The 12029-nt window shown below is 63.1% G+C and carries 11 protein-coding genes and 1 pseudogene; 4 read left to right on the top strand and 8 right to left on the bottom strand.

Going from position 1 to position 12029, the window contains the following annotated elements:
- Positions 1–241 precede the first annotated feature (241 nt).
- Entirely contained in the window at positions 242–592 is a 351-nt protein-coding gene (locus tag O987_RS13605; protein ID WP_043376463.1) for a DUF2958 domain-containing protein, read from the bottom strand.
- A gap of 312 nt (positions 593–904) precedes the next feature.
- Here O987_RS13605 and O987_RS13600 point away from each other — a divergent pair, with 312 nt between their 5' ends.
- The 3 genes from O987_RS13600 (at position 905) to O987_RS13590 (ending at position 3091) form a co-directional block, all read left to right on the top strand.
- Complete coding sequence (locus O987_RS13600) at positions 905–1198, top strand: helix-turn-helix domain-containing protein (protein WP_043372870.1); 294 nt, start codon at positions 905–907, stop codon at positions 1196–1198.
- A 120-nt stretch (positions 1199–1318) separates the two neighbouring features.
- Entirely contained in the window at positions 1319–2218 is a 900-nt protein-coding gene (locus tag O987_RS13595) for a hypothetical protein (protein WP_043372866.1), read from the top strand.
- Positions 2219–2251: 33 nt separating this feature from the next.
- The gene (locus O987_RS13590) at positions 2252–3091 is read left to right on the top strand and encodes a hypothetical protein (protein ID WP_051962181.1); all 840 of its coding nucleotides are present in this window, start codon (positions 2252–2254) and stop codon (positions 3089–3091) included.
- Positions 3092–3729: 638 nt separating this feature from the next.
- Here the strand turns inward: O987_RS13590 and O987_RS13580 are convergent.
- The 4 genes and pseudogenes from O987_RS13580 to O987_RS13565 form a co-directional block, all read right to left on the bottom strand.
- Positions 3730–4046: pseudogene (locus tag O987_RS13580) on the bottom strand (DUF736 domain-containing protein).
- A gap of 838 nt (positions 4047–4884) precedes the next feature.
- Positions 4885–5502, bottom strand: coding sequence for a LysE family translocator (locus O987_RS13575; protein ID WP_043372860.1), 618 nt, complete (start codon positions 5500–5502; stop codon positions 4885–4887).
- A 15-nt stretch (positions 5503–5517) separates the two neighbouring features.
- Positions 5518–5877, bottom strand: a complete 360-nt coding sequence (locus tag O987_RS13570; protein ID WP_051962303.1) for an antibiotic biosynthesis monooxygenase family protein — start codon at positions 5875–5877, stop codon at positions 5518–5520.
- 33 nt (positions 5878–5910) lie between these two features.
- Positions 5911–6534, bottom strand: coding sequence for an FMN-binding negative transcriptional regulator (locus O987_RS13565; protein ID WP_043372858.1), 624 nt, complete (start codon positions 6532–6534; stop codon positions 5911–5913).
- Between the two features lie 87 nt (positions 6535–6621).
- Here O987_RS13565 and O987_RS13560 point away from each other — a divergent pair, with 87 nt between their 5' ends.
- A complete protein-coding gene (locus O987_RS13560; protein ID WP_043372854.1) occupies positions 6622–8109 on the top strand; it encodes a PLP-dependent aminotransferase family protein in 1488 nt (495 codons plus the stop codon).
- Positions 8110–8323: 214 nt separating this feature from the next.
- On the opposite strand, the gene O987_RS13555 is transcribed toward O987_RS13560, so the two are convergent.
- From O987_RS13555 to O987_RS13545, 3 genes are all read right to left on the bottom strand, one after another.
- The gene (locus O987_RS13555) at positions 8324–8536 is read right to left on the bottom strand and encodes a hypothetical protein (RefSeq protein WP_043372851.1); all 213 of its coding nucleotides are present in this window, start codon (positions 8534–8536) and stop codon (positions 8324–8326) included.
- A gap of 59 nt (positions 8537–8595) precedes the next feature.
- Positions 8596–10635: a ParB/RepB/Spo0J family partition protein gene (locus O987_RS13550; protein WP_043372847.1), complete on the bottom strand. Its 2040-nt coding sequence runs from the start codon at positions 10633–10635 to the stop codon at positions 8596–8598.
- Positions 10636–10702: 67 nt separating this feature from the next.
- The gene (locus tag O987_RS13545; RefSeq protein ID WP_043372844.1) at positions 10703–11527 is read right to left on the bottom strand and encodes a DUF932 domain-containing protein; all 825 of its coding nucleotides are present in this window, start codon (positions 11525–11527) and stop codon (positions 10703–10705) included.
- Positions 11528–12029 lie beyond the last annotated feature (502 nt).

Here is a 12029-nt window from a genome sequence, read left to right as displayed (position 1 = left end):
AAACTTTTGTTTCAAGACGAAATGAATCCGCTACATTGTGCAGATCGTCCGAATGCGATGGTGGCGCATGGCGTGAATCGTCTCCTGCTGCACCCACCGTGCCGCAAGCCACGCCGGCTGTCATGACCGTTTACGCAAGAGTCGCACCACTTCGCTGCAACAGTGCCGATTGAGACCGTACAGGTCTGGACTCAGACGCAAATAGCCTCAATGCGCCCGACAACGACGGGACGCAAACGGTTCAATCAATGATGGAACCGTTCTCCTGCGCAAGCCGCAGGTACTCCGACAGCGGGCGCACCGCCTTGAAATACCGGTCCCGCATTACCGCCAGCTTGTTCGGGCCGACGATGGAGGCCAGATCGGACAGCTTGATCTCGCCCAGTTCGGGCATGCCCAGCCCCAAATCAACCACGCCGGTCGCGGTGTCGCCATCGGCGGGATCAAGCCAGGCCAGCAGCCAAGTGGCGTGGGCATCCGGCGTGAACAACCGCACCACGGGCAGCGGGTCGATGGCGAAGCCGGCCGCGCGATCCCTGCCGTTGGCAAGCAACTGTGCGCGTTCCTGATCGGTGGTGAGTGGTTCTGTCATGGCTGAATCCTCCGCAACGCGCATGATGCGCTCGCACGCCTTGATCCCCATTACGGAAACGCAAAACATCGTCAGCATTTGCACGAAATCACAAATGCGCCTTGCATCGAATTCACCGAAGCATGAAAGCACAAAACCGTATCGGCGGATTTGTGCCAAAGCACGGATGTGGCTTTGTGCTCCTGTTCAAAGCCACAAATACGGATTTCCGTAAAAGTACAAAAGCGGCAAGCCACATGCAATGAATACTATAGATTGTAGTCCTATAGAGCGCAATCGGATGTCATCTTGGATTTTGGGGGAGATCCAAGGTTGGCAGCGAAGCACACATTGTCGGAGGCATTGAAGACCATCCGCAAAGCACGGGGCCTGAGCCAGGAAGACTTCTCCGACGTCTCCAGCCGCACCTACATGAGTACGCTGGAGCGCGATCTCAAAAGTCCCACCTTGAACAAGCTGGCCGAGCTATGCGAAGTCATGGAGGTTCACCCGCTCACACTGCTGACGCTGGCCTATGCGGGCAACGATTCACAACGGGTCGACCAGCTTTTGGTGCAGGTGCGGCAGGAGCTGGATGCGGTGCGACAAGAAGGCACTGAGTTATAGAGCGCATCAGTGCTGCCTCAGCCTGTCAAAGCTCTTTTCATGCGGTTGGTCTACCAATTTCCACTGCCGCACCCATCTATTCCCGTCAAACCACATTGACTCAAGGTTCCCAAGAAATACATGTCTCTCCTACGCCAAATACAAGACGCAGCAATCGACTCGTCTATTGATTTGCCGACCTTGCTTCGGAAGTGCAAGGTACTGGCCGCCCGCCTTGGGAATGATGACTTCAAGCGCTGGATCGATAGTGAGTTGTCCGGCTATGACAACACGGATGATCTTCCTGAGTACAGAATTTTTGGCGTGAACTCCAAAGGCCATTTCAGTGGACCCTTCGGGTCTGGTCTACGCAACGCCCATATTCCTCTGAGCTGTTTCCCCGAGGATTTTCGTGAAATCTTGGGACACTCGTACTTCACGCAGCCCATAGCAGCCATGGCATCGCTTGTGGCCGACGGAAAGTCAGGGACATTGCAGGAGCCGTGGAATCCAGATTTGGTGGCTCACTTCGGGCAGAGAATCTACGAGAACATGGTCTGCATGCAAGCGTGGAAAGTCATACCGACCTCGGCGCTGGTGGCAGCTTTGGACACGGTTCGCACTCGCATCTTAAATTTCGCCTTGGAGATCGAGGCACAGAACCCAGCCGCAGGAGAAGCAATGGCAAACGAAAAGCCTGTTCCACAAGAGACAGTTCAACATATCTTCAATACTTATATAACCGGGGATGTTCAGAATTTGGCATCGGGCAGCACTAACTTCACTCAACATGCCAAACAGCAGAAAAATGTGGATCACGAGCTATTCGCCAAGCTCCTTGATGCAATCGCCGCAGCTAATTTAGCCAAGCCGCTTGAAGTCGAGCTAGGCGGTGCTGTTGAAGAATTACGCGCAACCAATGGAACGACCGCGTTCAAAGAAAAGTACCATCGCTTTATGGGAATCGTTGCAGACCATATGCAAGTGCTTGGGCCTGTCGTGGCGCCATTTCTTGCGCCATTGGCGGTACTGGCAACCTGACCGACGCTCATCACACAGGCACGTGCCAGAAGAATGGCGAAAAACAATCCCAGGCGGCCGATTGCGTTGCCCCCCAAAGTTCTGGACTGGAGAAATCGCCGGAGCTGGCTGGCCAGCATCCGCCACTACGCAGGTCATGTCCTGACCGCTGAACTACGGCAACACCTTGCGCAAGAGCAGCCGGAATGCTGGTCTGACGATCTTTGCTGGCTTCCCGACTCAGAGTACATCCTGCCTGAGTTCACTGGCAGCCTCACCAGCTACTACACGCACTTCAAAGGCTTTCATGGCTGTCGGCCGTCAAGCGTGTCCAGCTACTACGAGCGCGGCCTGCTTGGGCAGAACAGCGATCTGCTGTGCGACATATTCCGCGAAATCTTCTCCGATGTGCCCAAGGAAGACGTGGAGAACGCCATCAGGCAATTCGCCGACCGCAGCAACTCGGAGCGCGGTGCCATGTGGCTTGTCGGCAGCGACAAGTTTCTTATCGAACAATGCGGCCATTACCTCATTCAGGGCAGTGAGTACCTGATGGCGCTCGCGGCGCACTTGAGCCGATCCCCGAGCGGCGAGGACTACCGCTTCCGGCTTCGCCAGTACGGCATCCCGACAATCCTGGAAGTCGATATCCCGGTGAAGCTCGTGCCAGGAGCGCAACAGGTGGAAGTGGCGAAGATGATCTTGTCCGAATGGGGGCAACTGGCCGCTCGGCGCCCCATGGGGTTTGGGGATGATCCCCCTTGCTATGTCGTGCGCCAAGACATTCCTCCTGAATGCGTGCGCGGCCATTGCCATCCCGAACGGATCATCGACCCTCACAAGGGGCACCGCTCCTACGCCAATCCACTGCTGACGTGTGATGTGTGCTGTTGATGGCGATGGCCGGCCTTTGCACTGCCCCCAGCCGATCCGGCGCGAGCCGGTTCGGTGGTGTCGAGGGGCGCCAAGCCTCGCACGGCGGGGATGGGCCTTGCGCCGATCCCCTGGAGCAAGCGAAGCGCGCAGCGCCGCAGGCGCGAAGCCGCGTTAAGGATTGGAGCCGGATGGCCGTGACGCTGAAAGTGGCACGGGGCGCAGCCCGCAAAGCCTGGCGGTGCAACGCACCGAAACGCCCTGGTCTGCTGATGGACGCCACTCGGGCCATGCACGCGGAAAACCTGGCCGCACGGCAAACCTGGGGGCAAAAGCCGCAACTCGGTCACCCTCATCCCCATTGCCACGAACACCTCATCGTTGGCGCGGAGCCAGCCCACGATCCACGGGCATTCGTCTAGCAGATGCGGCGCCTTCTTTTGTAGCAGCTCCAGCAGCTCGCGGTTTTCATCAACGCGCTTGTGCGCGCCACGTCCGATCTGCTCCAGCAGCACCACGAGCGTCGGTGAAACCCTGTGCCTGAAAATATCAGCATCTGTTCTCCCCCCCTGAGTGACGAAGCGGCCACGGCCGCTTCCTGCATGGCGCTGCGCCAGCAGCACAGCGCCCCGCCGCGTGGGCAGGGGCGCTGGCGGCCGTCAGGCCGCCTGGGGCTTGCTGCGCGACCAGATCAGGTCGTGCGTGCCGTCCTCGCCCTCGATCAGGCGGGCATAGACGGTTGCCGGAAACGAAGGATCATCCAGGGTCACGGAGATGTAGGGGCGTTCGGCCTTGCTGACTTTCTTCCACGCCGCGCCAACCTCCAGCCCCCCCCTGCCTGCAGGCGGTAGTCGGGGGCGTGTTCGTTGTCCCCCTTGTCGTTGGGAACCAGCTTGGCCTTGACGTTGAGCGTCAGGGTGCGCAGCGTGCCGCTGAAACCATCTTTGTCCGCGGTGAAGGTGCCGATGTTTGCCATGATGAAACTCCTTACGGTTGAACAAGGTTCGCGCCCATCGCGTCCTTGTTGTGATCCGGCCGGCGGGGGGGCGGGCTGGCGGCACCGCTTGCGGGCGCAACGCAGTGGAGCACCTGGAAGCCCAAATAATTTGTCCCGCGAGGAATGCGCCGAACGCAGTGACAAAGCAGGGGAAATTATTTGGGCTGGAAGGTTGCAGACATGAAGCCCACACCACCGCCAGGATTCACGACAACACAAGGACGCCCTGGGCCGACCCACATCCGGAAGGAGCCATGGCCACCCTGGCATCCCCGCACGAAGGAGTCAACGGCATGCCCCCTTCCCCAGGCAAGGCCATTCCCCAACGATCAGTGGGAACACACCCCATCCCATGCAGGCGGCCATGATGGATGCGCGGTGAGGATGCGCCCTCGCAAGGCCAGGCGGCATATCCGTGAACCGTCCTTCGTGACACACAGGCAACGAACCGCCAGCGTCGCAGGCGGCATGCATTCGCACAACCTGCCGCAGCAAGCCCTGGCGTACCCGCCGAGCACTGCCTATGCGGCGGCGCGCTGGACGGGCCGATCCGGCGCATGCCGGTTCGGGGTATTGAGGGGCGCCAAGCACCGCGCGGCGGGGATAGCCCGCAGGGCTTTCCCCTGGAGGAAAGCAAAGCGCGCAGCGCCGCAGGCGCGTAGGTGCGTGAGGGATCAAGCCGCATGGCCGTGATTCGGCACGAAGCGCGGGGCGCAGCCCGAAGAGCCCGGCGGCGCATCGCGCCGACACGCCCAGGTTGACCTCCATTGACTCGCAGAAAGACAGCAGGCCAGCGGCGAGGCCCAGGTCTATGCCCCTACGCTTCGCGCCGTGCCAGTGCCAGAAAAGCGCCCAGCCCCATCATCGTGGCCCCCGACATGCGGGTCATCACACGGGCGCGGGCCGCACGCGCCGCACCCGAGCTGAGCAGGCGATGGGCGATAAAGACCGCCACCACATCGACCAACGTATTGAGGGCAACGCAGATGCTGCCCAGCAGCACCAGTTGCGGCACCAAGGCCGCGCCCGGATCGACGAACTGCGGCAGAAAGGCCAGAAAGAACAACGCGGTCTTGACGTTCAATGCCTCGACCACGATGCCTTCGACCAGTGCGCGGCGCGCGCCTTGAGGCGTCACCGCCTCCACCGCGGCTGCCGGCTCCCGGCGCAGCCATAAGCGGATACCCAGATACACCAGATAGGCAGCGCCCAGGTATTTGAGCAGGGTGAACGCCACCGCCGATTGAGCGATGAGCACGGACAGACCGAATGCGGCAGCGAGCACATGCAGCATTCCGCCCAAGCCGGTGCCCAGACATGAGGCCAGCCCTTCAGATCGGCCGCCCGCCGCCGTGCGTGCGACGACATAGGCGATGCCGGGGCCGGGAGTGATAGCCAGAAGAACTGCAGCCAGAAGGAAAGCAAGGAATGACATAGGCGCGGGGAGATTTCAGGGGTTCAGAGCGGCATCCCTGCTACGCAAGGGTTGCCGGAAGTCCGCGAGAGGATGGGCAATGCCGCCATCACCATAGGAGCCCACCACCTGAGCGATCACCACGTGATAGCCCTTGAGCCATTCGGCCTGTCGCCGTTTGGCTTCAAGGTGGGAGGGATGGCTCATGAGTGCCTGCAAGGCCTCCATGCTGTCCCAGTAGTAGACGTTGGAGATCAAACCCGTCGAGGGGTTTTCCCAGGCCTCTTCGCCAAGGTAGCCAGGAACGGATTTCGCGGCATCGGCAATGATTTTGTCCAGGGTGTGGAATTCTTCACCCACTTCGCCCATGGCGAAGGTGAAGGTCGATGTATAGATCGTCTGCATGAGGTCCATTGTCCCGTGTGATGCTTATCCAGGCGCACGCATGGACTGCGCCAATTCGGTATTTCCGGCCGCCTGCAGCGCGTCGGCGGCCCCCAGCCGATCGCGCTCCTCCTTGTTCTGGCTGAGCTTGCGTTTGCATACCAGCGAGGTGATGGCGACCTCGATGCCCACGATGTTGCGCAGCATGCTGTCGATGAAATCGGGCGTGGAGTCCGACATCTTCCAGGGCCGTGGTTCCTCGGCTTCGTGCCGGCGCGTCAGCCGCCCGACCATCCCACGCACGAAACGCTCGTCGTCGCGCACGGTCAGCAGGCCGTGCACGTGCACCACCTCATAGTTCCAGGTCGGCACCTGGCGGTGCGCCTCATGCTTGCTGGGATACCAATTGGGCGAGACATAGCCCTCGGCCCCGCGAAACACGACCATCACCGGGCTGCACGAAGCACACTGCTGCCACACCGGATTCGCACGGGCCACATGCGCCGTGAGCACCCCATGCGTTCCCGCATCGGGATCGAACTCGAAAGGAAGGTGGTTGGCGTCCAGGCCATGGGCATCGTGCGTAACCAGCACCCCCAGCGGGTACTCGCGGATGATGCGGGCCAGTTCTTCAGGCCGGGTTTCGGCAAGGTGGGCAGGGACGTACATCGCAGGGAAGTCCTTGAGACGGTATGAAAGAGCTTTACTTTCAGGTCAAACCGGCATAATTAGAAGATCCAGTTTTTAAGATTTTCAATGGGCCAGTTTGACGAAGAAGGTCGCAACCATCCGGGCGCCACTGGCGCGGGCCGCCGCATCTATGACCTGCTGCGCAGCCAGATCGCCGATGGCACGCTGCTGCCCGGCGCACGGGTGATGTCCACGCGGGCGCTGGCTGCCGAGTTGGGCGTCTCGCGCACCACCGTCACCGCTGTCTATGAGCAGCTGGCGGCCGAGGGTTTTCTGGTGACATCCACCGGGCGCGCAGCCCGGGTTGCCAGCCCGCTGGCGGCAGGCATGCCCCGCGGGGAGACACCCAGACGGCAGGCCCAAGCGGCACCGTCCTTGTCGGGATTCGGGCGCCGGGTGGCGGACATCGGCGCCCCGGCCTTGCCCCATGCCGAGCGGATCCGCTTTGATTTCCTGTACGGTGCCGTAGCCTCCCGGGATTTTCCGAGCCTGGCCTGGCGCCGGGCGTACCAGGCCGCGCTGCTGCGCCAGCAGCACAGCCTGTACTACGTCCCGCCCGAAGGCGACCCGGCACTGCGGCGCGCGCTGCAAGGCTATCTGCGTCGAGCCAGGGGCATCGCCTGCGATGCGGAACAAATCCTGGTGGTGCATGGGTCGCAGCAGGCCATCGACCTGTGCGCCCGGCTGCTGCTGGATGCGGGGGATGCCTTTGTCTTCGAGAACCCGGGCTACCTGATGGCGCGTCACTGCTTCGAGGCAACGGGGGCGCACCTGCTGGCGACTCCGGCCGATGGCCATGGCCTTGATACGAGCCGTTTGCCCGAGGATGATCGTGCCCGCCTGGCCTATGTGACGCCCTCGCACCAATTCCCGCTCGGCGGCGTGCTGCCAATTGGCCGCCGCCAAGCACTCCTGCAGTGGGCAGCGCGTCATGACGCCTGGATCATCGAGGACGACTACGACGGTGAGTTCCGCTATGGCCAGCGGCCGATCGACGCGCTGCAGTCGATCGACTCGGAGAGCCGTGTGATCTATGTCGGTACGTTCTCCAAGGTGTTGTCCCCTCAACTTCGGCTGGGCTACATGGTGCTGCCGCACGCATTGGTGGCGGTGTTCCGGCAGGCCAAGCGCCTGACCGACCGGCATGCCCCCCTACTGGAGCAGCAGGTGTTGGCGGCGTTGATCGATAGCGGCGCCTATGAGCGCCACGTGCGACGGATGCGCCGCGAAAACGAACGGCGCCGGGCAGCCTTGCTGCAAGTGATCGCGCAACATCTTCCCAAGGATGTGCGGATCGACGGCACGGCGGCTGGCCTGCATGTGGTGCTGTGGCTCCCCTTCCTCAACGCGCAGCAGGAGCCTGCGCTGGTGGCCGCAGCCCGCCGCGAGGGTGTGGGCGTCTATCCGGTGGGGCCGCTGTTTGCACCGTCAGCGTTGGATGAACAGCCCCGGTCGGCCGGGCTGATCCTGGGATACGCCAGCCTGAAGATCGAACAGATCCAGCAAGGCATATCGATCCTGGCTGGGGTGATCGCGGGGATGAGCACACGCTGACGAGCGTGGGAGTTGGATGCTCCTGGGCACTGGCCTTGCGAGCCAGTGCCCGAACACAGCGATGCCTTCAACGCCGCCGCCTGAGCCAGCGCGAAGGCGGCGGCGTTCTGATTCGGCTGTTGGCCTTGAACACCGGGCGCGGCCACTGCCGCGCCCGGATTTTGGCGTCCACCGCGCCCAGGACGGAACGGCCTGGGCGCGGTGCTGATCGCGGTTATTCCTTCGTCTCGATGATCCACCACATGGCCCGCACCAAGGCGCGGCCCGTGATGGGGTGAATGTCGGTGAGATCGGCGCGGGCCGTCCAGCCCAAGGGTGGACGGTAGCCGCGCACGTCGCCCTCGCTGTGCCAGCGGCGGGCGCGTACCGTGCCGGGTGCGTAGATTGCCGCCATGCGCGGGCGGCTGGTGGTGTTGATGGCGGGCATGATTCGACTCCCTGCGGCAAGGCGCCCTGGCCTGAGCCAGGGCGCCGCAGCGATAAAGGTCAAGCGGCCAATGCCTCGGCAGGGTCATCCGCCGGGGCGGCGGTTTCATCGTCGCCGTCCTGCGGGCCTTCCTTGGGTGCGTCTTCCGTCTTGAAGATGGCAGGCATCCATCCCGTGCCATCGGCCAGCCGCTCGGCCTCGCTGGCAATGTCAGCCTTCTTGAGCTTGCCCAGCCGGTTGACGCTCTCGGGCGCGAACTCGCCCACGGCTTGCAGAATCGCGGCCTTCGGAACGTGCTTGAAGTAGCCTTCTGCGGTGGGCTGCCACCACGCGGCCATGTCGAGGCCAACGGCCTGCGCCAGTTCCGCGCCCGGTTGCGGCCGCGTGGCGCGGAGCGTCACCACGTCCACCGTCGAAGCCACGCACACAGCCAGCAGCTTGACCAACTCGCCTTGCTCCATCGCCAGCAGCGCGGCGAACAGTTCGGCGCAGTCCTGCGGCAGGGCGTCCCCGGCCACCTGTTGCAGGCCGCGCAGTGCCACGGTGGCGGGGGATTCCGGACAGTCCGGGGCCATGCCTTCCAGCCGGTCTTGCACCGTCAGGCGAACCCCCAGCGGCAGGTCGTGCCCATAGTGGCGATCCTGCAAGACGGTCTGCACCATGCCATGCACCAGCGCGGCCAGCGCCACCTGCGGATGCTGGGCGACTTCGATTTGCAGCGCGGCGGTGCGGTGGGCGCTCAGGCGCTGGGCCAGCCGATCGGACATGGCTGCGGTCTTGGGCGCTTCGTCTTCTTCGCCTTCGTCGTCATTCGCTGCATCGCTGCCGCTGAAGCCCTGGCGCAGCTTTTCCAGCGTGCGCAGCGCCTTCGCCTCGGCTTCGCGCAGCAGCCCGCGATGAATCACGGCCTGCCCGTTGCGGTCGATGGTGACGATGGCACCGGCTGCGGCCTTCACGTTAGGGCTGTAGTCCTGCAAGCCATCCTCCAGCGCTTGTAACTGCTCGCCCAAGGCTTCACCCTCCTCCTGCAAGGCGTCGGCCTTTTCCTCGTCGTCTTGCTCCATTGCGGCATCCACGGCTTCCCCAATAGCCTGCATCTTGGTCTGCAGCTTTTCGATGCGCTGCACTTCGCGCTTGTTTGGCTCGCGCCGCGTCTGCGGGGCACGCTGGAAGGTGTGCAGGTCGGCATGGGTTACGCCCGGCGTGGCATCCACCCATGCCCAACCCTCGGCGCGGACCGTGGTGGCGATGCCTGCCAGCTTGTCTTGCGCCAGCCGTTCCAGCAGCGCGGCATCGGTCAGATACACGCCTGCGTCACCTTCCGCGAACAGGTCACGGCGCACGCCACCGCCTGCGGCCTCGTAGGTGTCCAGCCCGACGAAGCGCACCAGCGGATGCCGGTAAGCATCAATCTCGCGCTCGGTGAGGCGTTCGCGCAGCGCGGATGGGCTGCGCTGCCACTGCGGCGCATCGTAGAACGCGGCGTCTTGCGAAGCATGATCGTCGGTGGCGGCCAGCGCCATGAGTTGGTCGAGCGTGACGGCATCGGCCCGGTAATCAGCCATCAGGCGCGGCGAGACATTCGCCAGCTTCAAACGGCGCTGCACCACCAGTGGCGTGACGGAAAAATCCGCCGCAATGTCCTCAATGGGACGACCTTCGGCCACCAGCGCCGCGAAGGCTTCGAACTGGTCTGCCGGGTGCATGGCTTCGCGCTGCACGTTCTCGGTGAGGCTGGCGGTGCGGGCCGTACCATCGGCCACCTGCAAGCAAGGCACCTCCCAATCCTTGGCGATGCGATGTTTCTTCGCCAGCAGCTTGAGGGCGGCAAGACGACGGCCACCCGCGACCACCTCGTAATGCTCGCCATCGCTAGCGGGAATCACGATCAGGTTTTGCAGCAGGCCTACGCGCTGGATAGACGCTGCTAGCTGGGGAACGGACATGCGCGGGACGATCTTGCGCACGTTGCGGCCCGTGGGGCGCAGAATCAGCCGCGACAGCGGAACCAGGATCATGTGCTTGCTCGGGTCGGCGGTCTGCAGCACATTGGCTGCGGTGTTGACGGCACGGGCTTCGGTTTGGTTAACGGCGTTCATGGTGAATCTCCAATCGAGTGAAACAAGGAGGGGAACCGCCCCTCCGGCGGGGAACATGTCGGGAGGGTCAGGCCTTGAGCTGGCGCATGCCATCGGCCAGCAGCCACAGGGCGCGATTGAGGCGAATATCAGAATCGATGCCCTGCACGGGGCGGGTTTGCTGCCTGCGGCCATTGGCGGCGCGGCCATGCAATCCGCCTTTTGTGAGGTTTTCCTGCGTGCGGTTAAAGACAGACCACAAATCCGGGCGGCGATCCTCGAAACGGCGCGGCATCAGAATCTGAGATTCGGTGACGGGCGCGGGCTTGTCCGGGTCGTCGTACTTGAGGGCCAGCGCAGCGCGGGCAAACACCTCGGATTCGCCATCGTCCAAGGTGATGCCGCGCATCAGATCACGCGACTCCTTCACGCGGTCAAAACCGCGCAGCACCTCGAAAGCGCCCTCGATGACTTGGCTCGCCACGTCGCCTTTGTGGGGCACGCGCACGTCTGCAAAGGTGTCACCGCAGACAAGCCCATTGGCACAGATAAATCTGAACTGCCCGGCCAGCATCTGATAGCTGCTGGTGCCATCGTGCGAGTTCAGCAGCACGATTTCATTGGCTTCCGCGCCGTTGATCTGGCTGGCATGGCGCAGGCGCAATAGGTGTTTCGTGTGCTCACGCCGCCCCTCATTGCGCACGCGGGTTTGGCACACCATGAACGGCTGAAACCCCTCCTTGCGCAGCTCGGTCAAGACCGTGGCGGTCGGGATGTAGCTATACCGCTCGGAACGGCTTTCATGCGGGGCGTCCGCGAAGATGGACGGGGCCACGCGCCGGATTTGGTCGTCCGACAGGGGATAGTCGGAACGCAGTGCTGGGGAGTGGTTTGCGAAACGGGATGCGAGCATGTCTTTCTCCTGACTTGGCTGTTGAAGAAACACCGGATTCCTAGATTCGGAGCCCAGCCTTTCGGCTGTTCGGTGCGGTCGGCACGAGGAACCCGGTTGGCCCTGTTGCCACCGTCTTTCCTGAGTTCATCGCCCGCGACGGAAGGGAGCCCGTGGACGGGGGCCGTCAAGGAAACAAGCGCCAGGTTGGTGCGGCCCGCAGCGCAGCGAGGACACGGCCTGGCGCGCCTTGACGGCCCACGGCCGCGGGCTACAGTCGCGGACAAGGTGATGGAGTCAGGGAAGACGGCTGGACATGGCAACGGCCGCCTGGATGTGCAGACCGCACGGCAAGCGCAAGCGCGCAGGCCCGAAGCTGGAAGCCGGGCCGGAGGCGTCAGCCGAGCGGAGCGAGGGAACGATGGAAGCCCGAAGGGGTGAGACTCGCGTAGCGAGGCTCGATGCGCTATGCGCACGACAGCGCGACCGGCCATCTCCCAGGTGGCCGGGGACGCCCACATGA

The sequence above is a fragment of the Comamonas testosteroni TK102 genome, from assembly GCF_000739375.1.
Classification (GTDB): Bacteria; Pseudomonadota; Gammaproteobacteria; order Burkholderiales; family Burkholderiaceae_C; genus Comamonas; species Comamonas brasiliensis.
Note: the sequence above shows the minus strand (reverse complement) of the source record. Positions and strands in the feature narration are given on the sequence as shown.